This is a genomic window from Pseudomonas vanderleydeniana (assembly GCF_014268755.2).
GTDB classification, from domain to species: Bacteria; Pseudomonadota; Gammaproteobacteria; order Pseudomonadales; family Pseudomonadaceae; genus Aquipseudomonas; species Aquipseudomonas vanderleydeniana.
Window position 1 is genome coordinate 2668615 of the sequence record NZ_CP077093.1, and the last position, 25933, is coordinate 2694547.

21 protein-coding genes are annotated in these 25933 nt (G+C 64.1%); 15 read left to right on the forward strand and 6 right to left on the reverse strand.

Annotated elements, in window-relative coordinates:
* Nucleotides 1-53: 53 nt before the first annotated feature.
* Nucleotides 54-2489, reverse strand: coding sequence for a TonB-dependent receptor plug domain-containing protein (locus HU752_RS12155; RefSeq protein WP_186680367.1), 2436 nt, complete (start codon nt 2487-2489; stop codon nt 54-56).
* Between the two features lie 549 nt (nt 2490-3038).
* On the opposite strand from HU752_RS12155, the gene HU752_RS12160 reads away from it, so the two are divergent.
* Entirely contained in the window at nt 3039-4031 is a 993-nt protein-coding gene (locus HU752_RS12160; protein ID WP_186680364.1) for a P1 family peptidase, read from the forward strand.
* Between the two features lie 375 nt (nt 4032-4406).
* Here HU752_RS12160 and HU752_RS12165 read toward each other — a convergent pair whose 3' ends face one another.
* A complete protein-coding gene (locus tag HU752_RS12165) occupies nt 4407-5774 on the reverse strand; it encodes a tetratricopeptide repeat protein (protein ID WP_186680361.1) in 1368 nt (455 codons plus the stop codon).
* Between the two features lie 671 nt (nt 5775-6445).
* Here HU752_RS12165 and HU752_RS12170 point away from each other — a divergent pair.
* The 10 genes from HU752_RS12170 (at nt 6446) to HU752_RS12215 (ending at nt 15693) form a co-directional block, all read left to right on the forward strand.
* Entirely contained in the window at nt 6446-8056 is a 1611-nt protein-coding gene (locus HU752_RS12170; RefSeq protein ID WP_186680358.1) for an ABC transporter substrate-binding protein, read from the forward strand.
* Nucleotides 8053-9042, forward strand: coding sequence for an ABC transporter permease (locus HU752_RS12175; protein WP_186680355.1), 990 nt, complete (start codon nt 8053-8055; stop codon nt 9040-9042). Before HU752_RS12170 ends, HU752_RS12175 begins: the two co-directional genes overlap by 4 nt.
* Nucleotides 9042-9890, forward strand: coding sequence for an ABC transporter permease (locus HU752_RS12180; protein WP_186680353.1), 849 nt, complete (start codon nt 9042-9044; stop codon nt 9888-9890). Before HU752_RS12175 ends, HU752_RS12180 begins: the two co-directional genes overlap by 1 nt.
* Nucleotides 9887-11530 (forward strand): dipeptide ABC transporter ATP-binding protein, encoded by a 1644-nt coding sequence (locus HU752_RS12185; protein ID WP_186680350.1) that lies wholly within the window; start codon nt 9887-9889, stop codon nt 11528-11530. The genes HU752_RS12180 and HU752_RS12185 overlap by 4 nt, the downstream gene beginning before the upstream one ends.
* 36 nt (nt 11531-11566) lie before the next feature.
* Nucleotides 11567-12403, forward strand: coding sequence for an alpha/beta fold hydrolase (locus tag HU752_RS12190; RefSeq protein ID WP_186680348.1), 837 nt, complete (start codon nt 11567-11569; stop codon nt 12401-12403).
* A gap of 169 nt (nt 12404-12572) precedes the next feature.
* A complete protein-coding gene (locus HU752_RS12195; RefSeq protein WP_186680345.1) occupies nt 12573-12779 on the forward strand; it encodes a hypothetical protein in 207 nt (68 codons plus the stop codon).
* Between the two features lie 330 nt (nt 12780-13109).
* Complete coding sequence (locus HU752_RS12200) at nt 13110-13547, forward strand: HIT family protein (RefSeq protein ID WP_186680342.1); 438 nt, start codon at nt 13110-13112, stop codon at nt 13545-13547.
* Nucleotides 13548-13775: 228 nt separating this feature from the next.
* Entirely contained in the window at nt 13776-14552 is a 777-nt protein-coding gene (locus tag HU752_RS12205; protein WP_225920127.1) for an N-acyl amino acid synthase FeeM domain-containing protein, read from the forward strand.
* Nucleotides 14553-14590: 38 nt separating this feature from the next.
* Complete coding sequence (locus HU752_RS12210) at nt 14591-14989, forward strand: nuclear transport factor 2 family protein (RefSeq protein WP_010452204.1); 399 nt, start codon at nt 14591-14593, stop codon at nt 14987-14989.
* Nucleotides 14990-15039: 50 nt separating this feature from the next.
* The gene (locus HU752_RS12215) at nt 15040-15693 is read left to right on the forward strand and encodes an iron-containing redox enzyme family protein (protein WP_186680340.1); all 654 of its coding nucleotides are present in this window, start codon (nt 15040-15042) and stop codon (nt 15691-15693) included.
* A 51-nt stretch (nt 15694-15744) separates the two neighbouring features.
* Here HU752_RS12215 and HU752_RS12220 read toward each other — a convergent pair whose 3' ends face one another.
* Both HU752_RS12220 and HU752_RS12225 read right to left on the reverse strand, forming a co-directional pair.
* A complete protein-coding gene (locus HU752_RS12220) occupies nt 15745-16893 on the reverse strand; it encodes a MalY/PatB family protein (protein WP_186680337.1) in 1149 nt (382 codons plus the stop codon).
* Nucleotides 16894-16997: 104 nt separating this feature from the next.
* Nucleotides 16998-18566, reverse strand: coding sequence for a sensor domain-containing diguanylate cyclase (locus HU752_RS12225; protein WP_186680334.1), 1569 nt, complete (start codon nt 18564-18566; stop codon nt 16998-17000).
* Nucleotides 18567-18749: 183 nt separating this feature from the next.
* Between HU752_RS12225 and HU752_RS12230 the strand changes: the two genes are divergently transcribed.
* Entirely contained in the window at nt 18750-18968 is a 219-nt protein-coding gene (locus HU752_RS12230; protein ID WP_186680331.1) for a hypothetical protein, read from the forward strand.
* Between the two features lies 1 nt (nt 18969).
* Here the strand turns inward: HU752_RS12230 and HU752_RS12235 are convergent, their stop codons facing one another.
* Nucleotides 18970-20595, reverse strand: coding sequence for an NADP-dependent glyceraldehyde-3-phosphate dehydrogenase (locus HU752_RS12235; protein WP_186680329.1), 1626 nt, complete (start codon nt 20593-20595; stop codon nt 18970-18972).
* A gap of 179 nt (nt 20596-20774) precedes the next feature.
* On the opposite strand from HU752_RS12235, the gene HU752_RS12240 reads away from it, so the two are divergent.
* Entirely contained in the window at nt 20775-21404 is a 630-nt protein-coding gene (locus HU752_RS12240; RefSeq protein WP_186680326.1) for a LysE family translocator, read from the forward strand.
* Between the two features lie 85 nt (nt 21405-21489).
* Here HU752_RS12240 and mrdA read toward each other — a convergent pair whose 3' ends face one another.
* Nucleotides 21490-23382 carry a penicillin-binding protein 2 gene (mrdA, locus tag HU752_RS12245; protein WP_186680323.1) on the reverse strand — a complete coding sequence of 631 codons (1893 nt, stop codon included), beginning with the start codon at nt 23380-23382 and terminating at the stop codon, nt 21490-21492.
* 282 nt (nt 23383-23664) lie between these two features.
* On the opposite strand from mrdA, the gene HU752_RS12250 reads away from it, so the two are divergent.
* Complete coding sequence (locus tag HU752_RS12250; protein ID WP_186680320.1) at nt 23665-24837, forward strand: acetyltransferase domain-containing protein; 1173 nt, start codon at nt 23665-23667, stop codon at nt 24835-24837.
* 81 nt (nt 24838-24918) lie between these two features.
* Complete coding sequence (locus HU752_RS12255) at nt 24919-25803, forward strand: LysR substrate-binding domain-containing protein (RefSeq protein WP_186680318.1); 885 nt, start codon at nt 24919-24921, stop codon at nt 25801-25803.
* The last annotated feature ends 130 nt before the right edge of the window (nt 25804-25933 follow it).

Genomic DNA, 25933 nt, shown 5'->3' on the forward strand with positions numbered 1-25933 from the left:
CGTTGGGCGGGCGGCGCCGGCGATCCGTTCGATCGCTGGCGCCGCCAGGTGGGTCAGAAGTTGTAGGTCACGCCGGTGTACCAGTAGCCGCCGGTGGTGCCGTAGGGCGAGAAGTTGCCGTAGGGGAAGCCGCCCGAGCTGCTCGCCAGCTTGGTGCGCTCCGGATAGATGTTGAACAGGTTGTTGGCCCCGGCGGTGAGGGTGATGGCCTTGGTCACGTGGTAGTCGACATTGAGGTCGGTGATCCAGGTCGGCGCGAAGGTGCGGTCGTAGATCGCCGCGGTGCCGTACTGGGTGTACTCGCCATAGCGGGTCAGGTTCAGGCCGACATCGAACTTGTCGATGGTCCAGGTGCCGCCCAGCAGCAGCTTGGATTCCGGCGTGCCGTGCTTGAGGTTGCCCTGGCGCTGGCGGTCGTAGCCACCGTCCGGGCCGAGCGCCTGCTGGGCGACGTCCGAGGCGTGGATCGCATCGATCTCGGTGGTGTTCCAGTTGAAGCCCAGGGTGTAGCGCAGGCTGCCATAGGCGCCGAGGTTCTGGCGGTAGTCGCCGACCAGGTCGATGCCGCGGGTGGTGGTGTCCAGGGCGTTGGTGAAGTAGGTGACCGCCTGGTTGGTGTTGAGCCCGGCTGCGGCGAGGATCGCGTTGATCTGCGGGGTTCCGCCGAGGTAGCCGGTCTGGGCGATGCGGTCCTTGATCTTGATCTGATACGCATCGAGGGTGACGCTGGCGTTGTCGATCGGCTGCAGCGTCAGGCCCAGGCCGAAGTTGGTCGACTTCTCGGGCTTGAGGGTTTCGGCGCCGAGGGCCTTGGCCACGGCGGAGTCGACCGCGACGTTGCGGTAGTCGATCAGGTTGCCGTTGACGCTGCTCTGCGAGGTCGAGCTGTAGATCTGCTGGGCCAGCGACGGTGCGCGGAAGCCGGTGCTGAAACTGCCGCGCACGGCGAGGATCGGCGTCAATTGGTAGCGGGTGGCGAGCTTGCCGTTGGTGGTGGTGCCGGAACCGTCGTTGTAGTGCTCGTAGCGGCCGGCCAGGTCGACGTGCCACTGGTCGGTCAGGTCCTGGCCGATCTCGGCGTAGGTGGCGACGCTGGTGCGGCCCTTCTGCGCGGCATCGGCTGGCGTGGTGCCGGCGCCGGAAATGGTGCCCGGTGCGATCGGGTTGCCGCTGGCACCGGTGCTGAAGTCGCCCAGGGCATAGGACTCGTAGTCACCCTTGCCGATCTTGTAGTTCTCGTAGCGTTGTTCCAGGCCCCAGGAAATCTGCGTCGGCTTGGCCAGGCCGAGATCGAAGGCGCGGGTCAGGTCGAGGTTGTTGGTCCACTGGCTGAAGGTCTTGACCCCGGTGTCGACCGAGGTTGGCGAGTCCGGCCCGTAGCTGAGGTTGTAGGTGTGCCGCAGGGTGGCCTGGGCGTGGTCCTGGCCGTAGGTGCTGGACAGGTCGTAGTCCCAGCCGGCGAGCTTGCCCTTGCCACCGACCGCGACCTGGAAGTCGTTCTCGATGAAGCGCAGGGTGTCCTCGATGCCCTCGGGGAACGGCGTGGCGATGCCGTCGAAGCTGGCCGGCTGGTGGAAGGCCAGGGGTTTTTCCGAGTTGCGCCGGGTGTAGGTGGAGAACGAATACAGGGTCAGGGCGTCGTCCACCGGCAGCTCGGCGTTGTAGCCGAAGCTGAAGTTGCGCGCCTCCGGCAGACCGGTGCCGTAATAGGTGTGGCGCAGGCTGGTATTGCCGGCACTGTCGGTATAGGGCGCATCGTCCGAGCGGTCGGAGATGTTCTGTTTCTTCACGTCCAGGGCCAGGTTGATGAAACCGTCGTTGGGCAGCGACAGGCCGAGGTTGCCGGTCTGGCGGGCGGTCTCGCCATCGCCGTTCTCGAAGTTCTGGCCGTAGCTGGTGGACAGGCTGCCGCCGTGGTCGGTCTGCTTGAGCACGATGTTGACCACGCCGCCGATGGCGTCGGAGCCGTACTGGGCCGAGGCACCGTCACGCAGGACTTCGACGTGATCGACCAGGGCGGTGGGGATCATGTCCAGGTCCACCGGTTGCGAGCCGGAGTTGAGGAAGGTGCCGTTGTTGAGCAGGGCGCTGTTGTGGCGACGCTTGCCGTTGACCAGCACCAGCACCTGGTCACCGTTCAGGCCGCGCAGGCTGATGGGACGGACCACCGAGGCCGAGCCGTAGCCGGAAGAGGCCGGCAGGTTCAGCGACGGCAGCACCTTGCTCAGTGCACGGGTCAGGTCACCCTGGCCGGTGGCGAGCAGTTGCTTGGAGGAAATGACGTCCACCGGGGCCGGGCTTTCGGCCAGGGTGCGGGCCTGGCCGCGGTTGCCGATGACCACCACGGTATCCAGCGGGTTGTCGCTGCTGGCGGTGTCGGCGGCGAGGGCCAGGCTGCTATGGCTCAGCGCCTCGCAGACGGCGAGGAACAGCAGGCTGTGGGTGAAGGTGGTACGGGCCTGGCGGCCGGCGGCATGTGTCGAACTCATGATGTGAATCGCTCCAGTGGTTCCCCGGCATGGCCCTTGGCGGGGCCAGCCCTGTCGGGTAAGGCGACGGTGTCGTGGCGGGTCGTCGCAAGCGTGGTCAGTGACGGCTTGTTGCCGGACCGGCGCGATGGCCGCGGTCTCAAGCTCTGCTGGTGGCGATAGAGCAAGGCCTGTGCCAGCTGTTTTCACCCTTTGGAATCAATGGCTTGGCTTAGGCGGCAGGGAGCGGCTGGTGTTTTTCCAACGGCGGTGATTCAGGCTGCTGGTTTTTCTACAGCGCGCTGTGGCTGGGCGTGGCGGGGAAGGCGAGTGTTGCTTTGTCAGCAGTCGCGACGGTGGCTGCTGGGTTAGCAACAGGGCGCTGTGGCGCTTGTCGAATCAACACGGGGAAATCGGCGGCTGGCACATCACTTGCTGAATACTCCCGATACATTGTTTACCGCCGTTGTGGGAGCGGGCTTGCCCGCGAAGCTTTTGCGATCTCAAGGGCCCATTCGCGGGCAAGCCCGCTCCTACAGGATGTCGCCTTCTTCAACTCAGGACATGACTATGCCGCTACCGGGACCCCGTAACCTGTTGACCGATGTACCTGGCGTTCGCGTCGGAAACGCCACCGACCTGCGGGTCGACACGGGCGTGACGGTGATCCGTACCGACGGCGCCTGGACGGCCAGCATCGACATTCGGGGTGGCGGGCCGGGTGGTCGGGAGTCGGCGGCGCTGGAGCCGGAAAACATGGTCGGGCAACTGCATGCGCTGGTATTCGCCGGCGGCTCGGTGTTCGGTCTGGGCGCGGCGGATGCAGTGGCGGCGGCGCTGTCGCAGCAGGAGGTCGGCTTGCACCTGAAGGCCGGGGCGCCGGCGATTCCGATCGTACCGGCGGCGGTGCTGCATGACCTGGCCAACGGCGGTGACAAGCAGTGGGGGCTGGAGCCGCCGTATCGCCGGTTGGGCTTCGAGGCGCTGGACAATGCCGCCGAGGATTTCGCGCTGGGCTCGGTAGGGGCTGGCCGCGGAGCGATGGCCGGTGTACTCAAGGGCGGGCTCGGCTCGGCGTCGCTGGCGCTGGAGGATGGCCTGGTGGTGGCGGCGCTGGTGGTGGCCAACCCGATCGGTTCGGTGTACATGCCGGACGGCCAGACCTTCTGGTCCTGGCCCTGGGAGATCGCTGGCGAGTTCGGCGGAGCGCGCCCTGCCGGGACGGTGGACGCCAGTGACCCGATGCCGGAACTGTCGCGACTGGACAGCATGGGCCGCCTGCAGGCCGGGGCCAATACCACGCTGGTGGTGGTGGCCTGCAATGCCCGGCTGAGCACCGCCGAGTGCAAGCGCGTGGCGATCATGGCCCAGGACGGCATCGCCCGTGCGGTGCGGCCGGCGCACCTGCCGTTCGATGGCGATACCGTGTTTGCCCTGGCGTCTGGTGAGCTGGCGTTGGTGGAAGGGCCGCGCCGACAGGTGCAGATCGGCTACATCGGCTCGGCGGCGGCCGATTGCGTGGCCCGGGCGATCGCGCGGGGAGTGTTCGAAGCGCGCAAGTGATTGCGCCAATCCCTCATGAGTCCACCGCAGAACCGTGGGAGCCGGCGGTCCGGCTCCCACGGTTCTGCGGTGTACACCAGCCAGGTGGTCACTGCTGTACTTCCTAGGCTATGTATGAAATCGCTTGAAACTTGGTTATGCGGCGTTAAAAACCGGCTCGGAATGCTCATTTACGCCAGTAAACTGCGCTTCCTCGCCGGTTTTTGCCTTGCCTAACCTGCGTTTCAAACAATTTCATACACAGCCTGGGAGCCAGTTTTGCCGCTCATCAGTTGCGGGCTAAAGACTGTTGGCTCCTACGGTTTGGACTGCCCCAAGAAGTTGGAGATCCATCCAACCCTTGGGGGCAATCCAGTCTTGCGGCGTCTGCGGTAATTATTGCCCGGCCGACCGGTGCTCGATTCGAGCCTTGGCCCGCTCGGCCTCCGTCGGCAATCCCAAGGCCTCGTACACCCGCACCAGATGCCGGTTGGTCGGCACATCCAGCGCATCGTAGCCGCGGCGCAGCTCCAGGGTCTGTTGCGCCACCAGCCAGTCGCCCGCGTGCAGCCGCGCGTCCAGTTCGATCTGGGCGAACAGGTCGCGCTGGGCATGGCTGCCGCCAATATCATTGAGGCGTGGCAGCACGCTGCCCAGGCGTTGCGCTGCGGTGTCCCAGCCACCACGGGCATGGGCCAGCAAACCTTCGGCCAGGGGCAGGGTGACCTGGGCCCAGGTGCCGCGACTGAAGGCCGGCGCAGAGAGACTGCGTTCGCGCAGGGCGTCGAGCAGTTGGTCCGCCTCAGCCAGGCCGGCACGCGCCAGGCCATACAGGTACTGCACGCTGAGAAACGGCTGTACCGTATCGCCGACCCGCACCCGCAGGTACGGCGCCAGCGCCTGCCAGCGCTGGCCGACATCGATGCCGGCCAGTTCCAGGCGGGCCAGCAATGACACCGCGCCGACCTGGTCCTGGGAGTACTCCGGGAGAATGCCCCACACATGCCGGTCGTAGATCTCCAGTACCCGTTGCGCCTGCCCGCGGGCCAGGTAGAACAGCGCCAGGTGCCACCAGTTGTGGGTGTACATGAACGAGTTGAGACCCTGCCAGTGGTGTTTCACGCTTTCCAGGAAATCGATGCCTTCCTCGATCCTTCCACGGGTCAGCAACACGTGGGCCAGGGCGTGCTGGGCCCAGGCTTCATCGGCCTGTAGCGCCAGCGCCTGGCGGGCGGCGGCTTCGGCTTCGTCCAGCAGGTGGCACTGTTCGTAGGCGAAGGCCAGCAGGCCGTGGCTGTGGGCGATTTCCGGCGCGGCGTCGCGTGCCTTGAGGGCGATACGCAGCAGTGCCGGCCAGTTGCCGCGGTTGAATTCCACGTACTGGTTGAGCTTGGCGGCGAACAGGTCGCGGGGGAAATGCCCGAGCAGTTGTTCGGTCAGGCCCAGCACCCGGCCCAGGTCGTCGGCGATCCAGGCTTCGAGAGTGGCCAGGTAGAGATCGGCCCGCAGCTGGCCGGCTTCCACTTCACTGGCGCGCTGGCGATAACGCTCGGCCAGGCGCGGGCCCTCGGGCGATTCGCTGAACATCAGCAGGATGCCGGCCAGGGCATTGGCCAGGCGCGAGCCCGGATCGGCATCGGCGGCGGCGAGGATGTGTTCGGCGCGCGGGTGGTAGCCGAGGAAGCCACCGACGAAGTCGTCGATGCCGAGTCGGGTGGCGGGGAGGTCGCTATCGATGGGGTTGCCCAGGTAATCCAGAGACATGGCAGGAAAGCTCGGTGGTTCGAAGACCGCAGCTGTCGCAAGGGTTGTGCCAGGGGCGAAAAACACAGTCCGATCGTTCCCACGCTCCGCGTGGGAATGCCGCCCAAGACGCTCGGCGTCGCCGGGGCGGACTCGAGCGTCTTGGGCGGCGTTTCCACGGGGGCCATGGGAGCAATCAAGCCTAGGGGCTGCTCTGCAGCCCAGCGCGGGCAAGCCCGCTCGCCACAATGGTCATCTAGCCGGATGGCTCGGCTCATATCGGGTTCTGCTTTTTCCACAGTGCCGGGCGCGGGTTGTGGATTCCGATCGTTCCCACGCTCCGCGTGGGAATGCAGCCCAAGACGCTCGGCGTCGCCGGGGCGGACTCCGAGCGTCTTGGGCGGCGTTTCCACGGGGCCGTGGGAACGATCAAGCCTAGGGGCGGCTCTGCAGCCCAGCGCGGGCAAGCCCGCTCGCCACAAATGGTCATCTGGCCGGATGGCTCGGTTCATGTCGGGTGCTGCTTTTTCCACAGTGCCGGGCGCGGGTTGTGGATTTTTCATCAGTCGATTACCGAGCCAGGCCTCGCAAATGCAGGCGCAAAGGCACTGGCACAGGCCTTGCTAAATCGCTGGAAAGGGTCGCTCGCACCTGCCGTGCCGCGCCTGCCGAATCTTTCCTGCGGAGCCCCCATGCCTGATTTCTCCCCGACCCCTTCGTCTCGCACCCGGCCGCTGCGCCGGGCCCTGTTCGGCCTGGCCGCCAGTGCGCTGATCCTGGCCGGCAGCGTACAGGCCCAGCCCCGCGATGGCGGCGTGTTGAACCTGGTGGCCCAGCCGGAACCGCCGTCGCTGATGCACGGCGTGGTCTCGCATGTCTCGACCCAGTATGTCAGTGGCAAGATCCTCCAGGGCCTGCTGACCTACGATACCCACCTGCAACCCAAGCCGGTACTGGCCAAGAGCTGGACCGTCTCCGCCGATGGCCTGACCTACACCTTCGAACTGCAGGACGGCGTACGCTGGCACGACGGCCAGCCGTTCACCGCGGACGACGTGGTGTTCAGCTTCCAGACCTTTTACCCGGAAGTGGACAAGCGCCTCGGTGGTGTCTTCACCGAGTTCGTGGCGTCCATCGAGGCCAACGGCCCGCTGCAGGTGACCTTCCACCTGAAGAAACCCTTCGAGCCGCTGCTCTCGTCGCTGGGCAGCGGCCTGCGTCCGGTGGTGCCCAGGCACCTCTACGAAGGCACCGATTTTCGCAACAATCCCTATAACCTGAAGCCGGTCGGTACCGGCCCGTTCGTGTTCCAGGAGTGGAAGCGTGGCGCCTACATCAAGTTGGGCAAGAACCCCGACTACTGGAAAAAGGGCCTGCCGCACCTGGATGGCATCGTCTTCCACGTGATCCCCGACGCGTCCTCGCGGGCCGCCGCCTTCGAGCGGGGCGACGTGCAGGTGCTGCGCAGCGGCGATGCCGACTATTCCGACCTCAAGCGCCTGGGCAGCCTGCCAGGCGTGCAGTCCTCGGAGCAGGGCTGGGAACTGTATTCCGGCCTGGCCTTCCTGCAGGTCAACACCCGCAAGCCACCGCTGAACAATCCCAAGGTGCGCCAGGCGATCCTCTATGCGCTGAACCGGCCGTTCATCGTCGACAACATCTTCTTCGGCTCGGGCAAGGTCGCCCAGGGGCCCTTCGTCTCCAGCTCGCCGTATCACGACCCGCAACTGCCGCAGTACAGCTATGACCTGAAGAAGGCCAAGGCGCTGATCGCCGAGTCCGGTGTCGATGTCGGCGCGGTGCGCATCCGCCTGCTCAATGGCGAGAAGGGCGGTGCCTGGGAGCGCGCCGCCGAATACACCAAGCAGGCCCTGCAGCCACTGGGCTTCAAGGTCCAGGTGGTTACCTCGGACGCCGCGACCTGGTTCCAGCGAGTCAGCGACTGGGACTTCGACCTGACCTACAACTTCATCTTCCAGGTGGGCGACCCGTACCTGACCACCGCTTATCTCTACCGCTCCGACTACATCCTCAAGACCTCGCCGTTCGCCAACGTCAGCGGCTACGACAGCCCGGAGGCGGATGCCCTGTGGCGCAAGGTCGCCAACACCCCGGAAGGCGAGTCGCGGCGCGAGGCCTACAGCCAGCTGGAGAACCGCCTGAACACCGACCTGCCGATCGTGCCGATCTTCGAGATGCGCTACCCGACGCTCTATCACAGCCAGGTCAGGAACCTGCTGCAGACCGCCACCAGCCTCAACGAGGATGACGAAAGCGTCTACCTCGACGCGCCGACGCCATGAGCGGGGTGATCTTCCTCGGCTCGCGGCTGCTACGGGCACTGGCGATGGTGCTCGGGGTGCTGGTGCTGAGCTTCCTGCTGATCCGCCTGGCACCCGGTGACCCGGCGTTGATGCTGGCCGGGGAGGCCGGAGTCGACGATGCGCAGTACATCGCGCAACTGCGCCAGGACATGGGCCTGGACAAGCCGGTGGCCCAGCAGTTGCTGATCTACCTCGGCCACGTCGCACGGCTGGACCTGGGCTACTCCTATCGCAACCAGGCACCGGTCTGGTCGCTGATCGCCGAGCGTTTGCCGGCGACCCTGGCGCTGATGGGCTCGGCCTTCCTGGTGTCGTCGCTGGCGGGCATCGCCCTTGGTGTGCTCGCGGCGCGTAGCCGGGAACGGCGGCCATGGCTCGACCAACTGATTTCCCAGGGCGCGCTGCTGCTCTATGCGACCCCGTCGTTCTGGCTGGCGATGCTGCTGATCCTGCTGTTCTCGGTCAGCCTCGACTGGTTGCCGGCCTTCGGCATGGAAACCGTCGCCGCGAACTATCAGGGCCTGGCCTGGTGGGGCGACCGGCTCCGCCACCTGGTGCTGCCCTGCCTGTCGCTGAGCTTCCTGTTTCTCGCGCTGTACATCCACCTGACTCGCGCCGCGACCCTGGAAGCGCTCGGCCAGGAGTACGTGCGCACCGCCCACGCCAAGGGCCTTTCACCGCGCCGGATTCTCTGGGCCCATGTGCTGCGCAATGCGCTGTTGCCGGTGGTGACCTTCGCCGGCCTGCAACTGGGGCAGTTGGCCAGCGGTATTCTGCTGATCGAGGTGGTCTACGCCTGGCCGGGGATCGGCCGTTTGATGTACGAGGCACTGGCTCAGCGCGACTACGGCGTGCTGATGGGCGGCTTCCTGGTAATTTCGCTGATGGTGGTGAGTTTCAACCTGCTGACCGACCTGGCCTGTCGCTGGCTCGATCCACGAATTGGCGCCGGAGGGCAGCACTGATGGCCGGTCATTCCTTTTGGCGGCGCTTCCTCGCCCAGCCCTCGGCGGTGGCCGGGTTGCTGTTTCTCTCGGGACTGGGCCTGCTGGCGCTGGCGGCCCCCTGGCTGACCGACAGCCTGCCGTGGGAGATGAACAGCCCGCCCATGCTCGCGCCGTTCCACGATTCGGCGCACTGGCTGGGCAGCGATATGCTCGGCCGCGACCTGGGCAGTGGCCTGTTGTACGGCGCGCGGGTGTCCCTGGCGGTGGCCTCGCTGGCCAGCCTGGCGACCTTGCTGGTGGGGGCCGTGGTCGGTGCCCTGGCCGGTTATTTCGGGGGCTGGCTCGACGGTGTGCTGATGCGCCTCGCCGAGTTCTTCCAGATCGTCCCGCAACTGGTGCTGGCGGTGATCCTGGTGGCGGTGCTCGAACCGTCACTGGGTTCGATCGTGCTGGCCATCGCCCTGGTCGCCTGGCCGGCCGTGGCACGGCTGGTACGCAGTGAATTCCTCAGCCTGCGCCAGCGCGAATTCGTCCAGGCGGCACGGGTGCTCGGGCAGTCGTCGACGGCGATCATCTTCCGCCAGATCCTGCCCAATGCCCTGGCACCGCTGCTGGTGACCCTGACCTTCGTCATGGCCACCGCGATTCTCACCGAAGCGGCCCTGGCCTTTCTCGGTCTCGGCGACCCCGAGGCGATGAGTTGGGGCTACATGATCAATGCCTCCCGTGGGTTGCTGCGCGATGCCTGGTGGATGAGCCTGTGGCCGGGCCTGGCGATCCTGCTCAGCGTGCTGGCGGTGAACCGCGTCGGTGAGGGCCTGCGGGTGGCCTGCGAGCCGCTGCGGCAACCAGGAGTCGCCTCATGACCGACAGTCAAATCCCCTTGCTGAGTATCGAACACCTGCGCATCGCCTTGCCCCCCGGTGCCGATCGCAGCCATGCGCTGTACGACCTGTCACTGCAGTTGGAACGCGGCGAACTGCTCTGTGTAGTCGGCGAGTCCGGTTCGGGCAAGTCGATGCTGGCCAAGGCGCTGCTGCGGATGTTGCCGCAGACGCTGACACTGGAGAGCGGGCGCATTCGCTGGCGTGGCGAGGACCTGGCCGGGCTCGACGAATCGGCCATGCGCCAGCTGCGCGGACGCGACATCAGCATGGTCTTTCAGGAACCGATGAGTGCGCTCAATCCGTTGCTGAGCATCGGCCGACAGATCGATGAAACCCTCGCGGCGCATGGTATGAAGGCGGCGGCGAGTCGTCGCCGGCGGGTGCTGGACCTGCTCGGTTACGTTGGCCTGCCGGACCCGGAGCGGCTGCGGCATGCCTATCCTTTCGAATTGTCCGGTGGCCAGCGCCAGCGGGTGGTGATCGCCATGGCGCTGGCGTTCGATCCGGCCCTGCTGATCGCCGACGAGCCGACCTCGGCGCTGGATGTGACCACCCAGGCGCAGATCCTCGAGCTGCTGCGGCGTATCCAGCGCGACAAGGGCATGGCGGTGCTGTTCATCACTCACGATTTTGCCGTGGTCCAGGCGATTGCCGACCGCGTGCTGGTGCTGGAGAAAGGCCATTTGGTCGAGCAGGGCAGTGCTCGCCAGGTGCTGCAGGCGCCGAAGGCGGAGTACACCCGGCGCCTGTTGTCGGCTGCCTCGGCCAGCCCGCCGGCAGCGCGTCCGACGCTGGCGCAGGCACCGACGGTGCTGGCGGCGCGGCAGTTGGAGAAGGCCTACACCCGGCACGGCGTCTGGTGGCGCAAGCGCGCCAATCGCGCCCTGGCCGGGGTCGACCTGCACCTGCGTGAAGGCGAGACCCTGGGCATCGTCGGCGAGTCCGGTTCCGGCAAGTCGACCCTCGGGCGTTGCCTGGTGCGCCTGCTGCAACCGGATAGCGGGCACCTGCAATGGCAGGGGCGCGAGGTGGCAACGTTGTCCCAGCGCCGGCTGCGGCCGCTGCGCGGCGAGATCCAGATGATCTTCCAGGACCCGTTCGCCTCGCTCAATCCACGCCAGCCTGTGGGCCAGATCGTCATGACCGGGCCGCTGGCCCAGGGTGTTGCGGCCCACGAGGCGCAGCGTCGTGCCCGGGAGGTACTGGAACTGGTCGGCCTGCCGTCGACCGCCTTCGAGCGTTACCCCCATGAGTTCTCCGGCGGCCAGCGCCAGCGCATCGGCATTGCCCGGGCCCTGGCGGTGCGGCCGAAGATCCTGATTGCCGACGAATGCGTATCGGCACTGGATGCATTGATCCAGGTGCAGATACTCGAACTGCTGGAAGACCTGCAACGGCGCCTGGGGCTGAGCATCGTGTTCATCACCCATGACCTGCGGGTGGCGGCGCGGCTGTGCGATCGCATCGCCGTGATGCAGGGCGGGCGGATCGTCGAGCAGGGCGAGACCGCGCGGCTGTTCGCCGAACCGCAACAGGCCTACACCCGGACCTTGCTCGGGGCGTCGCCGCGAGTCGCTGAGCCGATATCCCCGGCCGCCACCCGCGAGGGCGCCTGGTGAGCGCCATTCCTATCCATCCGACAGGAGCCACAGCCCATGGCTGAAGCTTTTTCCTCCGTTGAGCTGCCGCGAGTGCGCGGTGAACTGCTCGAAATCCGCCCGGGCCGCCGCTTGAGTGTGGCGCACCGGCCCGGCCAGGCGCAGGCCGACACCGTGGTGTTCTTCTGCCACGGTGCCGGCGGCAACAAGGACCAGTGGCGCCATCAGTGGCAGGCGCTGGGCGAAGAAGGCTACAGCCTGGTGGCCTGGGATCTGCTCGGCCATGGCGGCAGCGACAAGCCGCGCCGGTCGGCGGCCTATGCCTGGGCCGAGCTGGTGGCCGACTACCAGGCGCTGCTGCGGCGCTTCGGTGGCCGGCGCAACCTGATCGTCGCGCATTCCTTCGGCACCGGCCTGTCGATGAGCACGTTGTTGCAATCGCAGGCGGTCAGTGGCGCGCTGTTGCTGGGCTCGCAACTGCACCGGCCGTTGAGTCGCGGCGGGCTGATGGCGTTGCCGGCCTGGGTGCTGGAGCTGATCCGTCCGGTGTTGGCCAAGGGCTTTCGCCAGCGTGCCTGGCACGCCGCGGCCGATCGGCAACTGGTCGCCTATGAGGAGAAGGTTACCGAGAACAACCGGCTGTATGTGTTCAAGGGACTGCTCGAAGGTGTGCAATGGCCGGACGCCGGCCACCTGGCGAGCCTCCGGCTGCCGATCGAGGTGGTCTCCGGCGACAGCGACGGGTTGACCCCGGCCAGTGGCGGCGAGGCCCTGGCCCGGCAGTTGCCCGACGCCGGCTTCGAGGTGCTGGAGGCGTGCGGGCACCAGTTGATGCTGGAAAAACCCCGGCAGGTGCTGGAGGCCTTCCGCCGCCTGACGCAGCGGCTCGCCTGAGGAGGCAGTGTAGCCACCGAGGAACGGCTGCAAGGATTTCCGTGACCGACCGGTCATTCGTCGGAACCTTGCAACAGAGCCTGCGCATTGCCCTGACTGGTCTACGCTCAAGGTTTTTGAGGCGCCGGCAGCCGGCCGGCGGTGATCAACCTTGGAAAGGAGTGGCCGAATGAAAAAGGCATACATGGAAGACAATGGCGATGAGTTCCCGATCAACAATCTGCTGCGCTGCGGGCAGACGCCCTATGCCGCCGATTTCGGGGGGGAGGCGCCCGTGCAGGAGGCTTCGACTCGGACCAGCCAGCCGGCACCGAGTGGGTTGTTGAGGCGGCCCTATTTTCCCAAGGCCAGGCCACGCCTGAAAAAACTGGCGTGAGATCACGCCGGGCGGTGGGCTGAGGCTCCCGTGGCGTTGAAGAATCCGGAGTCCGCGAGGGCTCCGGTTTTTTTTTGGGGCTGCGGCGCAAGGGCAGTCGATATTTTTTGAAGGGTTTTCTGAAAACAAATCAGCGCCTTAGCTGTTTTTCGGGGGCGCCGGATACAAAAAATTTCAAAACTGGCGTGTACAGCCGTTCAAGCGTCAGCGTATTTTCGCCGCAAGCTGTTCGATCAGCGGTATGGGTCTGTAATGGAATTCAGCCTGTAGCAAGCCCCGGGGCAACCCCCTCCAGCGGGCCTGCACATAACAATTAGAGGGAGCTAACCCGTGAACTGCATTTTCTGTGCAATCGTCGCCAAGCTGGCACCTGCGAGCATCGTCCATGAAGACGAGCAGTGCCTGGCCTTTCTTTCCATCCAGCCGATCACGCCCGGTCACGTGCTGGTCATTCCCAAGGCCCACGCCAGTGGCCTGAGTGAAGTTCCTCCTGCCATTGCTGGCCATGTGATGCTGGTCGCACAGCGCGTGGCTGATGCATTGCGCAACAGCGGCCTGCAACTCGATGGACAGCCTTGCGAGGGCATCAACCTGCTGTTGTGCGATGGCGCCGTGGCCGGCCAGACGGTCGGCCATGCCCACCTGCATGTGATCGCGCGATTCGTCGGCGATGGCTTCGACCTCGCGCACGGCGATATTCCCATGGCCAACCCGCAGGTGCTGGGTGAGCGTGCCGAGCTGATTCGTTCGGCCCTGGAACAACGCTGAGCAAAATGTAGCGTGTAGCCGCCGACTGGGGAGTCGTCGGCTGCGGCGCAGTGTTCTGTCTATCGATTGTTGCCTGCTGGCCTCCATCGCCAGCCGGTCGGCTCCTGCACGGGAGCTTTTGAACAATATGCGTATGCAAGAGGTGAACTCATGAGTGGATTCATGGGTTCCGTGTCGTGTGTCTGGTCGAGAGAAAATATACGAAACATAATAATAAGGGAGCGTCTCATGTCGTCATACGGAAGTAACAAATCGGTATTGCCGTTTACTACCATGCAACTGGTGAAAGATGATTCGGCCGGTGCGGCGATTCATGCCTTTTATGATTCGGTACTGCAGGAACATTGCCAATCCGACAAGGTCAAGGTCAGGCAGGTTGTAACACCTGAACAGTTTTCCGAGTTGTCGCGCGCCCGTTATCGGTTATATGGCCAGCGCAAGGTGTATTACCGTACCCTGTTCGGTGACTCGGTCGATGAAACAGTCTGTCTCGACGAGTATGACTCCCGTTCCTATGTCTTTGCCTGTTATTACGATGGCGAGATCATTGGTACCCAGCGTATTACGCCGTTTCCTCACGAATCCGGCGAGTACATCGATCACCAGCGCCTGCTGCAGTTCTCCGGCCCGGGCTACGAGAACGAGTGCGTCGAGCTCTCCCGGCTGATCGTCGACAAGCATGCACCGGTGAAGAACGTGGTCACCGCCCTGGCCATGACCGGCGCTTCGCTGGTGGCCCTGCTGGGTGGCTACAAGACCTTCATCACCTATGTGAAGCCACGCCTGGCGCCGAAATTCGACAGTTCGGTGTTCGACCAGGACGGCATCCTGTTCCAGATCCCGGCTCGTGGTGATCACTACTACGCCCTGTACAAGGGTGAACTGCTGCCGTCGGTGACGACCTATTTCGGCCTGGAACAGTTTCCGGCGGATCTTCGGGACATCGATGCGCTGATGCGCCATACCCTGGCCGCGCGTGCTACCCGCCAGGTGCTGGCGGTTTGAAAAACACAATAAAACGACACTATCGAGGTTGATGTCAGATGGAAGCCCAGAACAAGGCCGTGGTTATCGAGTTCTATGAACGCATGTTTGCCCAGCGTGAGCTGGCGGTCGCCGATACATTGATTGCCGAGAACTATGTGCAGCATAACAATGTATTCATTCCGCCACGTCGTGAAGGTTTCAAGAAGTATTTTGCGCAGTTCTTCAAGACCTTTCCAGAGTCCGGAACCCATATCAAGCAGGTGTGTGCCGAAGGCGACTATGTTTTCCTCTATGCCACGCACTGGGCGAAACATCGGTTCTTTACCGTGAAGTACAAGGTGATCGATATCTATCGCGTGGAGAATGGTGTGCTGATGGAGCATTGGGACACTATCGAAGGTCTCGGGTTCTTCTCCAAGTTCATGTACATCATCAAGTCCGTATTGCGCCTGTAATTCATGACAAATGTCAGAAGCGATTCATAAACCACCAGGGAGAGAGTGAAATGACTGAGTTTCGAACCGAGCTGAAGGCCGTTTGCGACGCCGAATGGGCCAAGATCAAGGCCGGGCGTTTCTTTCAGATGATGAAGCGCCCCGAGTTGCAGCGCGAGCTGTACATCAAGTCGATCGTGCAGGTGTATCACTACACCAAGAACAACGCGATCAACCAGGCGGTGGCCTGCTGGAACCAGGACCACAAGAAGGTCGGCCTGCTGCGTTTCGCCATGAAGCATGCGCTGGAAGAGCTGGGCCATGAAAACATGGCCTACAACGACCTGATCGCCATCGGCGTGGACCCGGCCGAGTTCGAGAAGCCGATGCTGCCGGCCACCGAGGCCTTCTACGGCTACCTGGACTATGTCTCGGTCTGTCGCGGCATCATTCCGCGCCTGGGCTACAGCTTCTGGGCCGAGGACTCCTATGAGCACCTCGAACCGATGATGGACATCTGCAAGAACAGCCTGAAGCTGACCGACAAGCAGATGACCTTCTTCGTCGCCCACGCGATCATCGACGCCAAGCACTCCGAGGAGGTCAATGCGGCCATCGATCGCTGGGTGGAAACCGACGAGGAGAAGGAAGCGGTGAAACAGGTGGCGCGTACCACCGTGTACCTGATGGGCAAGATCCTCGAGTCGGTTGCCGACGAGTTCTGATCCCGCCGCCCCTGTGGGAGCCGGTCTTGCCCGGCTCCCACAGCAGGGCCTTCAGCGCTGGCGCAGGCTGTTCTCCATCCGGCTGATCCCTTCCTCGAGCAAGGCCCGCGGGCAGCCGAAGTTCAGGCGGACGAACTGGCGGGCATCATCGGCAAACTCGATACCCGCACTCAGGCCGACCTTGGCCTTGTCCAGGAAGAACTGGTACGGATCCTCCAACCCCAATGCACTGCAGTCGAGCCAGGCCAGGTAGGTGCCCTGGGCCGGTTGCATGACCACGCCCGGCAGGCGGGTCTGTACCGCGTGCTGCAGGTAGTCGCGGTTGCCCTGCAGGTATTCCACCAGCGCCTTGAGCCAGGCACCGCACTCACGGTAGGCGGTCGTCGTGGCCTCCAGGCCGAGCGCGTTGACACTGTCGACCATGCCGCCGCGGGCAGCGTTGAAGCGTTCCCGCACGACCGGGTCCTGGATGATTGCGTAGGCGGTCTTCAGGCCGGCGATGTTGTAGGCCTTGCTCGCCGACATCAGGGTAATGGTGCGCCGGGCGATCTCCGTTCCCAGGGAGGCGGTTGGGACGTGGCGGCGCCCGTCGTAGCAGAGGTCGGCATGGATTTCGTCGGAGATGATCAGCGCGCCACTTTCCAGGCAGGCCTCGGCCACCTGTTGCAGTTCCTCCCGGGGGAAGACCTTGCCCAGCGGGTTGTGCGGGTTGCTCAGCAGTAGTGCGCCACCGTCCTGCAGGCTGTCGCGCAAGGCGGCGATGGGGGTGACGTAGTTGCCCTGGGCGTCACGCTCGAAGGGCAGTTCGACCTTCGGCAGTTCCCAGTTCCCTGGCGCCAGGCGCAGTGGTCGGTAGTTCGGGGTCTGCACCACGACGTTGCGACCCGGTTCTACGAACGCGCGCAGGGCCATGTTGAAACCCGGCTCGACGCCCGGCAGGAACACCAGGTCCTGGGGTTCGATCCGCCAGGCGTACTTGTTCCATAGGTCGGCGACGATGGCTTCGCGCAGGGCGTCCTGGGCCACGCTGTAGCCCAGTTGCGGGTGTTCGAGGCGCTTGTGCAGGGCCTGGGTGATCTCGTTGGCGACCGGCAGGTCCATGTCCGCCACCCACATGGGCAGGACATCGGCAGGGTAGCGGCTCCACTTGGTGCTGCCGGTGTGGCGACGATCGAGCAGGGTGTCGAAATTGAAAGTCATGCTGGCGGAAAGTCTCGCGGGAAATCCCCGAAATCGTCGGGTGTTCGGAACCTGGGACGGCGGACCCGCGCTAGCAGGCCCGGTGTCCGTCATCGTTGAGCAGTCTACCCGGTCGTGGTGGTCGGCGGCACGGGTTCGACGCGATTGCGTCCCTTGCCCTTGGCCCGGTACAGCGCCAGGTCGGCTTCCTTGAGGGCCTGGGCGACGGTTTCACCTTCGCGCGGCCAGTCGGTGACGCCCACGGACACGGTGACCGGGATGCCGTTCGGGCTTTCGGTATAGGCCATCGCTCCACGCAGCCGTTCGGCCACCTGCAGCGCCTGGTTCAGCGGGGTGGCGGGTAGCAGCATGAGGAATTCCTCGCCGCCCTGGCGGCAGAGTACGTCGCTTTCCCGCGAAAGCCGGCGCATCTGCTGGGCCACGTGTTGCAGCACCAGGTCACCGGCACTGTGCCCGTAGCTGTCGTTGACCTGCTTGAAGTGGTCGATGTCCACGGCCAGTACCGAGAACTGCTGGCGATGGCTTTCCCAGTCCTTGAGGATCAGTTGCATGCCACGACGGTTGGTCAGGCCGGTGAGCGAGTCGGTGACGTTCTCCAGGTTGAGCCGGCCCAGTTGCTGGTGCAGGGACATCAGCGCCTTCTGCATGGCGAATTTCAACTGTGCGGCTTCGTAGTACCAGGCCCTGACCTTGCTCACCGACTGGGCGGCACTCGAGGAGCCCCAGTGCTGGGTCGAGTTGGCCAGTTGCCAGAGAGGCCGGGTGATCAGCGTCGAAATCCACCAGATGCCCAGCAATGACAGCAGCAACAGCGGCACGGCATAACCGGCGACCTCCAGCATCAGCCGTTGCAGGCCTTCGAGGGTGATGTCGGTGGGCCGCTGGCTGATCACGCCCCAGCCGATCCGGTTCACCGGCGCATAGCCGGTGAGCATGTCGATACCCTTGGAGTTGTGCAGGCGCAGGCTGCCGGTTTCGCCGGCGATCACCGCGTCGATGGCCGGGTTGCCCTTGATCACATCGCCGATTCGCGTCGGGTCCTGGTGGTAGATCAGCTGGCCCTTGGTATCGACCACATAGAGGTAGGACCCGTCGCGGTAATAGTGCTCGCCCAGCAGCGAATGCAGGATGTTCGGCTCATTGAGGTAGATCCCCGCACCGAGATAACCCAGGTAGTTGCCATGGTCGTCGAAGACCGGATGGGTGATCTGGATCATCAAGTGGTTGTTGGCCCCGACGTAGGGGCTGGAAATGAAAGGCTGGCGTGCCTTGCTGGCCTGGTGATAACCCTCGCTGTTGGAGAAGGTTCCGGTCAGGTTCATCGACAGGGGCGAGGAGGCGATGATCTTGCCGTCGGCGCGAATGACGATCACCGAATTGAAGCTGTTGGTCTGTCGGCGCAGGCGATGCACTTCCTGCCAAAGCTGTTCCGGCTGGTCCCAGATCGGCGCGAGCAGGTTGGCACTGAAGGCCAGTTGCTGCTGGCTCGACTTGAAGAAGTCATCGGTGGAGCTGGCGAGTTTCACTGCGTAGATGCGGTTGGCCTCCAGCGTCTGGGCCATGAGGAAATTGCGCTGGGTCTGGTAACTGGCGAAGAAGAGGTTGCCGGCGGTCAGGGTGACAACGGCAAGCGAGAGCAGCAGGATCAATCGGCGGAGGTCGATACGTGGCATGAGGTTCTTGTGAGAATGGGCGGGAGCGATGGCCGAAGGAGCCAGGGGGTAATGATAGAACAGTGCGCGCTGGAGGATGTGAGGACATCAGGGCGGTCGGTAAAAAAAAGCTGCTCCAGGACGAACGTTTTTCTCCGGCAGGCCCCTAATGTCTTGATTATCCGACCTGAAAAGGACAGCGGTATGACATTTTTCCTGATCATCGCGCTCGAACTCGGCGCCATCGGGGCGGCCATCTGGGCCTTGGGGCATTTCGACAGGCGACCACAGCGGCGCTGGGCCACGCGCCAGCCGAGCGTCAGCTGGAGCTATGGTCCGGAGCGCGAAGGCTCCCTCGAACTGTTCGGGGAAGCCCTGCTGGTAGTGTCACTGGTATTGCTCGCGGTGTACCTGTTTCTCTGACTCAGAAGATGTAGTCGGTGGTCAGGAAACTCGACTCGCGATTGCGGATGATGTCGCTGACCAGCGTCTTGTTGCTCTCCTGGAACTTGGTCGCCACCAGCGTACGGATCGAGAACACCCTTAGGGCGTCGTGGACCGAGAGGGTGCCCTCGGCGGAGTTCTTGCGACCGTTGAACGGGTAGGTGTCCGGACCGCGCTGGCACTGGGCGTTGATGTTGATCCGACCGACCTGGTTGGCGAAGGTATCGACCAGCCGTCCGACCTGGGCCGAGTTCGTACCGAAGATACTCAACTGCTGGCCGAAGTCCGACTCCAGCACGTAGTCGATCACGGTCTCCAGGTCACGGTAGGGCACGATCGGGACCACCGGGCCGAACTGCTCCTCCTGGTACACGCGCATCTGCGCATTCACCGGGTACAGCACTGCCGGATAGAAGAACGAGGCGCGGGTCTGGCCGCCGCCGGGGTTGACCACCCGCGCACCCTTGGCGACGGCATCGGCCACCAGGCCACCCAGGTAGTCGACCTTGCTCGCTTCCGGCAACGGCGTCAGCGCCACGCCGTTGTCCCAGGGCATGCCGGGCAGTAGGCTCTGCACCTTGCGGTTGAATTTCTCGATGAAGCTGTCGACCACATCCTCGTGCACGAAGAGGATCTTCAGCGCGGTGCAGCGCTGGCCGTTGAACGACAGCGAACCGGTCACCGACTCGTTGACCGCATTGTCGAGGTCGACCTGCGGCAGCACGATCCCCGGGTTCTTCGCATCCAGGCCCAGGGCCGCGCGCAGGCGGTGAGGGCGCGGGTGCAGCTTCTTCAGGTCACTGGCAGCCTTGTTGGTCCCGATGAAGGCGAAGATGTCGATCTTGCCGCTGGCCATCAGTGCGCTGACGGTTTCCCGGCCGCTGCCGTAGATCACGTTGATCACCCCGGCCGGGAAGCTGTCGCGGAAGGCCTCGAGCAGGGGGCGGATCAGCAGCACACCGAGCTTGGCCGGCTTGAACACCACGGTGTTGCCCATGATCAGCGCCGGGATCAGGGTGGTGAAGGTCTCGTTCAGCGGGTAGTTGTAGGGGCCCATGCACAGCGCCACGCCCATCGGCGCGCGGCGGATCTGGCCAAGGGTGTCCTGCTCCAGTTCGAAGCGGCTGGAGCGGCGGTCCAGTTCCTTGAGGGCGTTGATGGTATCGACGATGTAGTCGCAGGTGCGGTCGAACTCCTTCTCCGAGTCCTTGAGGTTCTTGCCGATTTCCCACATCAGCAGCTTGACCACCACCTCGCGCTGTTCGCGCATGCGCCGCAGGAAGGCTTCGACGTGTTGGATACGCTCGGCCACGCGCATCGTCGGCCATTGGCCCTGGCCGCGGTCATAGGCACGAACCGCCGCGTCGAGGGCGGTGAGGGCGGTTTCGGCGTCCAGCAGCGGGGTGCTGCCGAGTATCACCTGTTCGTCGCCATTGGCACCGGCCAGGTACACCGGGCTGCGTACTTGCGCCAGCGGGCCGTTCCAGGTGCGCAAGGCGCCGTCGACCAGGTAGTCGCGTTGTTCCAGTTGACCCTCGAGGCGGTACTTTTCCGGAATGTCCGCAGCGGTGGGAAACAGTGAGTCGAGCAGCTTCTGATCGGTCATGAGGCAATACCCTGTCTGGAAGGAAGGACGCTGAAACGCTTCAGTGCTTCCTGCTGTTTTATCACGAAACATCTTAGTCCCGTCCAGTACAAACGGCAGGTCGGCAGGGCGCGGTTGAAGGCCGGGGGTTCAGGCCGCAGAATGACGCCCGGTTTTCATCTTCAAGGCGACCTTCATTTATGACGTTGGCAACGTTGCTTCTGTTCCTGATCAGTTCCGCGGCGATCATCGCCATGCCTGGCCCGACCGTGCTGCTGGCCCTGCACAACGGTTCCAACCACGGTGTGCGGGCGGCGGCCTGGGGCATGGCAGGTGCGGTGCTGGCCGATGCCGTGCTGGTCACGGCGGTGGCCTGTGGCCTGGGCATCCTGTTGCAGGCCAGCGAAACGCTGTTCCAGGCGGTGAAGTGGGTGGGGGCGGGTTACCTGGTGTGGCTCGGCTGGAAAATGCTGCGTTCGAGCGGGACCCTGGCCGAGGTGCCGGTGCAGCAGGGCTCGAGCCGTAGTGCCGGGCTGTTCGTGCGCTGCTTCGTGGTGGCGTTGACCAACCCCAAGGCGTTGCTGTTCATGTCGGCCTTCCTGCCGCAGTTCATCGACAGCACGCAGCCGCAACTGCCGCAGTACGCAGCGCTGGCGGTGGTACTGACGTTGCTCAACGTCAGCATCATGCTGTTCTACGCATTGTGTGGTGCGCGGTTGCTGAGCCGTTTGCAGGGCGGGCACCTGCGGGCGTTCAACCGGGTGACCGGCGGGTTGTTGATGACGCTGGGTGGGGTGTTGGCGTTCTACCGGCGTGGGGCCAACCACTGACGCGCACTGCCGGCGTCTACAGGACTTGTGCCGTACTCGATCACCTGTAGGAGCCAGCAAGCCGGCTCCTACAGATGGGATGACCTCAGACTTTGGGGTCCTCATGCGTCTTGAGCGGGTGCGCATATTGCGGCTTGAGCTTGCCATCCTTGTCCAGCAGCCAGGCGTCAAGGATCTCGCGCACCACCGGGCCGGCGACCCGGCCACCGGCCTCGCCGTTCTCGATCATCACCGAAATCACGATCTGCGGGTCTTCCGCCGGGGCGAAGCCAACGAACAGGGCGTTGTCGCGGTGACGCTCGGCGGTCTTCAGGCGGTCGTAGCGCTCGCCCTGCTTGATCGCCACCACCTGCGCGGTACCACTCTTGCCGGCGATCCGGTATTGCGCACCTTGCGCCGCCGCCCGGGCGATACCGCGCGGGTCGTGCATCACCAGTTGCATGGCGTAGTTGACCTGCTCCCATTCGCGCGAATCGCGCAGGACCAGGTTCGGGATCGGATGCTCGTCCACCGGCGGCACCTGGCCGATGGTCCGGGCCAGGTGCGGGCGGTTCCACACGCCCTTGTTGGCGATCAGGGTGGTGGCCTGGGCCAGTTGCAGTGGCGTGACCTGCATGTAGCCCTGGCCGATGCCGAGGATCACCGTTTCGCCCGGGAACCAGGCCTGGCGTCGGGTGGCGCGTTTCCATTCGCGTGAGGGCATCAGCCCCGGGGACTCTTCGAACATGTCCAGGGAAACCTTCTGGCCGAGGCCGAACTTGTCCAGGTACTCATGCAGGCGGTCGATGCCGAGCTTGTTGGCCAGGTCATAGAAGTAGGTGTCGTTGGAACGCATGATCGCCGCGTTCAGGTCGACCCAGCCGTCACCGCTGTGGTTCCAGTTGCGGTACTTGTGGTCGACGTTCGGCAGCTGGAAATAACCGGGGTCGAACACCCGCGTCGTCGGCGAGATCACGCCGCTGTCGAGGCCGGCGATGGCCACTTCCGGCTTGATCGTCGAGCCCGGCGCATAGAGCCCGCGCAACGCGCGGTTGAACAGCGGGCGGTCGATGGAGTCGCGCAGGGCCGAATAGTCCTTGGCGCGGATGCCGGTGACGAACAGGTTGGGGTCGAAGCTCGGCTTGCTGACCATCGCCAGCACCTCGCCGGTCTTCGGATCGATTGCCACCACCGAGCCCCGGCGGTCGCCCAGGGCATTTTCGGCGGCTTCCTGCAGCTTGATGTCCAGGCTCAGGACGATGTTCTTGCCGGGAATCGGATCGGTGTGCTTGAGCACCCGCATGACCCGCCCCTGGGCGTTGGTCTCGACTTCCTCGTAGCCGACGTGGCCGTGCAGTTCGCTTTCATAGAAGCGTTCGATGCCGGTCTTGCCGATGGATTGGGTGCCGCGGTACTCCACCGGATCGAGTTGCTTGATTTCCTTTTCGTTGATCCGCCCGACATACCCCACCGAGTGGGCGAAGTGGTCGCCCAGCGGATAATGGCGGACGAACTGCGGCTCGACCTCGATCCCCGGCAGCTTGAATTCATTCACCGCCAGCAGGGCGATCTGCTGTTCGGTCAGTTCGTAGAGCAGGGTCACCGGTTCGAACGGGTGGCGCGACTGCTTGAGTGCCTTGCCGAACACCGTGCGGTCTTCTTCCGGCAGGTTGAGCACGCTCATCACCGTATCCAGCACCTGGGCGACGTTGCCGGCGCGTTCGCGGGTCAGGGTCATGTTGAAGCTGGGCTGGTTGTCGGCCAGCACTTCACCGTTGCGGTCGAAAATGATCCCGCGCTCCGGTGGAATCGGCAGGACATGAACGCGGTTGTTCTCCGAAACGGTGGAGTTGTAGCTGAATTCGACGACCTGGAGGAAATACAGGCGGCCCACCAGGGCGCCAGCCAGGCCGAGTACCAGTAGCCCGCAGGCGATCAGGCGCTTGTTGACCAGGCGTTTTTCGGTCTCGTGATCCTTGAGATGAATGGGATCGGACATCGGGAACCTGTCTCGTGCAAAGAAAATTGACTATGAAAGGGGTGGCTAATAGAGAAAATGCATAGCTGGCTATTAAATCGGCGCACAAGATAGCAAGAAGCACCGGATTTAGGGGCTTTATTGCAGTGGCTTCCGCCAAAAGGCGAGGAGGGCGGAGAGGGCGATCCTGGGAGGAGATGCCTGAAAGCCTCGGAAGAAGCGTTTCAAGATGTTTCTTTTATTGATGTTATATCGTATCGAAATTAGATTCGGCCGCCCCATTCCTCTCCATAAGCTATCGCCATGACGTCCACTTCCGGGCCGCTTGCCTCATCGGCGGGTTCCCCTCTCCGTCTGTCCGCCATCGATGCCCTGCGTGGCTTTGTCATGCTGTGCATGGTGGTCGACCATGTTCGTGAAACTTTTTTCATGCACCGCCAGGTCAGCGACCCGATCGATGCGCTGACGGTCGCGCCGGACCTGTTCTTCACCCGTTTGCTCGCCACCCTCTGTGCGCCGGTGTTCATCTTCCTCACCGGTCTGTCGGCCTTTCTCTACAGCCAGAAGCACAGCGCCCGGGAAACCTCGATCTTCCTGCTCAAGCGCGGGGTGTTCCTGGTGTTGCTGGAGCTGACCCTGGTCTGCTTCGCCTGGAACGGCGAGTTCCCACCCCGGACCCTGTGGCTGCAGGTGATCTGGTGTATCGGCATCTGCATGATCGTGCTGGCCGGCCTGCTGCACCTGCGGCGGGCCTGGCTGGTGCTGCTCGGGCTGGTGATCGTCGGCGGGCACAATCTGCTCGACGGTGTGGTGCTGGGGCCCGAGTCGCCGTTCTTCATCCCCTGGTCGGTGCTGCACCAGAAGGTCTTCATCCAGCTCACCGAGTACACCCGTGCCCGCACCACCTACCCGGTGCTGCCGTGGATCGGCGTGATCCTGCTCGGCTGGAGCCTTGGCCCGTGGTTCGCCGGCAGCGTCGAATCGGCGGTGCGCCGTGCGCGCCTGTTGAAGCTCGGCGGCGGGCTGCTGCTGGCCTTCGTAGTGATCCGCTACCTGAACGTCTACGGCGATGCGCCCTGGGTACACACCGGCGATAGCCTGCGCACGCTCATGAGCTTCCTCAGCGCGAGAAAGTATCCGCCGTCGCTGATGTTCCTGTTGCCGACCCTCGGGGTGGGCCTGTTGCTGCTGGCGCTGTTCGAGCGGCTGCAACAGCACAAGGCGGTGGCCATCCTGGCGCTCTATGGCGGGGCGCCGATGTTCTTCTACCTGTTGCACCTGTATGTGCTGAAGGCGATGTACGTGCCGGCATTGGCCATCTGGGGCGCGACCGAGGGCGAGGTCTATGCGTTCAGCCAGTTGTCCAGCATCTGGCTGCTGAGTGTGCTGCTGTGCTTCGTGCTGTTCTTCCCGACACGCTGGTTCGCCCGGCTCAAGCAGCGGCGGCGGGACATCACCTGGCTCAAGTACTTCTGAGATTCGTAGCGACGAAACCCTTTCCCAATCGAGTGGGGTGTGAGAAAACGCGCGCACACCCACTCGGCGAGGTTTCAACAGGTGCGATACGACATTACCAGCCTGGATCTGTTCATCACCGTGGCCGAGGAGCGCAACCTGACCCGGGCCGGTCGGATCAAGCACCTGGCTGTATCAGCCATCAGCAAGCGCATCACCGAGCTGGAGGCCCAGGTCGGCTCACCGTTGCTGATTCGTAATGCCCGCGGCGTCGACCTGACGCCGGCCGGGCAGTCGCTGCTGTACTACGCGCGGCAAGTGAAGCAGACCATCGAACAATTGGACCATGAACTGGGCGACTACGCCGCCGGGGTGAAGGGCCATATCCGCATCCATGCCATTACCTCGGCGCTGTCGCAGTTCCTGCCGGGCGATGTCGCGCGTTTCGTCGCGCTGTATCCACAGATCAAGTTCGACATCGAGGAGCGGGTCGGTTCCGCCGTGATCCGCGCGGTCGCCGACGGGAGGGCGGACCTTGGCATCATTGCCGTGCAGACCTCGGCCCAGGGGCTGGAGACCTGTCCCTATCGCCACGATGAGCTGGCCCTGGTGGTGCCGGCCGGGCATGCCCTGGCGGCGCGCAAGTCGATCCACTTCCGGGAAGTGCTCGAATACGAGTTCGTCGGCCCGCACCTGGAGAGCTCGATGCACACACTGTTGACCAGCGAAGCGGAGAAACTGGGCATGGCGCTCAAGCTGAGGATCCGCATCAGCAGCTTCGATTGCATGTGCCGGATGGTCTCCAATGGACTGGGGCTGGCGGTGCTGCCGCGCAGCGTGGTCAACCAGTATCTGCACAGCCACAGGCTCAAGGCGGTGAGCCTGGACGAGCCCTGGGCGCAACGTTCGCTGCTGTTGGCGTTCAGGAGGTACGACACCGCTTCACCGACCCTGAAAACCCTGATCGACCAACTTCGCCTGGCTTGAGGCTGTCCTTGTAGCGTTCTCCATCGGCGAACGCTGCTGTGGTAATTGATCAATTTTCAGCACCCGGCATTGCTCCTAGTATCGGCTCATCAGCGGTGGCCCCAGCCCCCGCGATCCTTATAAAAGCCTG

Excerpts from the sequence above, each read along its gene's own strand:
- HU752_RS12155 (WP_186680367.1), bottom strand. The coding sequence starts at position 2,489 with ATGAGTTCGACACATGCCGCCGGCCGCCAGGCCCGTACCACCTTCACC.
- HU752_RS12160 (WP_186680364.1), top strand. The coding sequence starts at position 3,039 with ATGCCGCTACCGGGACCCCGTAACCTGTTGACCGATGTACCTGGCGTT.
- HU752_RS12165 (WP_186680361.1), bottom strand. The coding sequence starts at position 5,774 with ATGTCTCTGGATTACCTGGGCAACCCCATCGATAGCGACCTCCCCGCC.
- HU752_RS12170 (WP_186680358.1), top strand. The coding sequence starts at position 6,446 with ATGCCTGATTTCTCCCCGACCCCTTCGTCTCGCACCCGGCCGCTGCGC.
- HU752_RS12175 (WP_186680355.1), top strand. The coding sequence starts at position 8,053 with ATGAGCGGGGTGATCTTCCTCGGCTCGCGGCTGCTACGGGCACTGGCG.
- HU752_RS12180 (WP_186680353.1), top strand. The coding sequence starts at position 9,042 with ATGGCCGGTCATTCCTTTTGGCGGCGCTTCCTCGCCCAGCCCTCGGCG.
- HU752_RS12185 (WP_186680350.1), top strand. The coding sequence starts at position 9,887 with ATGACCGACAGTCAAATCCCCTTGCTGAGTATCGAACACCTGCGCATC.
- HU752_RS12190 (WP_186680348.1), top strand. The coding sequence starts at position 11,567 with ATGGCTGAAGCTTTTTCCTCCGTTGAGCTGCCGCGAGTGCGCGGTGAA.
- HU752_RS12195 (WP_186680345.1), top strand. The coding sequence starts at position 12,573 with ATGAAAAAGGCATACATGGAAGACAATGGCGATGAGTTCCCGATCAAC.
- HU752_RS12205 (WP_225920127.1), top strand. The coding sequence starts at position 13,776 with ATGTCGTCATACGGAAGTAACAAATCGGTATTGCCGTTTACTACCATG.
- HU752_RS12210 (WP_010452204.1), top strand. The coding sequence starts at position 14,591 with ATGGAAGCCCAGAACAAGGCCGTGGTTATCGAGTTCTATGAACGCATG.
- HU752_RS12215 (WP_186680340.1), top strand. The coding sequence starts at position 15,040 with ATGACTGAGTTTCGAACCGAGCTGAAGGCCGTTTGCGACGCCGAATGG.
- HU752_RS12220 (WP_186680337.1), bottom strand. The coding sequence starts at position 16,893 with ATGACTTTCAATTTCGACACCCTGCTCGATCGTCGCCACACCGGCAGC.
- HU752_RS12225 (WP_186680334.1), bottom strand. The coding sequence starts at position 18,566 with ATGCCACGTATCGACCTCCGCCGATTGATCCTGCTGCTCTCGCTTGCC.
- HU752_RS12230 (WP_186680331.1), top strand. The coding sequence starts at position 18,750 with ATGACATTTTTCCTGATCATCGCGCTCGAACTCGGCGCCATCGGGGCG.
- HU752_RS12235 (WP_186680329.1), bottom strand. The coding sequence starts at position 20,595 with ATGACCGATCAGAAGCTGCTCGACTCACTGTTTCCCACCGCTGCGGAC.
- HU752_RS12240 (WP_186680326.1), top strand. The coding sequence starts at position 20,775 with ATGACGTTGGCAACGTTGCTTCTGTTCCTGATCAGTTCCGCGGCGATC.
- mrdA (WP_186680323.1), bottom strand. The coding sequence starts at position 23,382 with ATGTCCGATCCCATTCATCTCAAGGATCACGAGACCGAAAAACGCCTG.
- HU752_RS12250 (WP_186680320.1), top strand. The coding sequence starts at position 23,665 with ATGACGTCCACTTCCGGGCCGCTTGCCTCATCGGCGGGTTCCCCTCTC.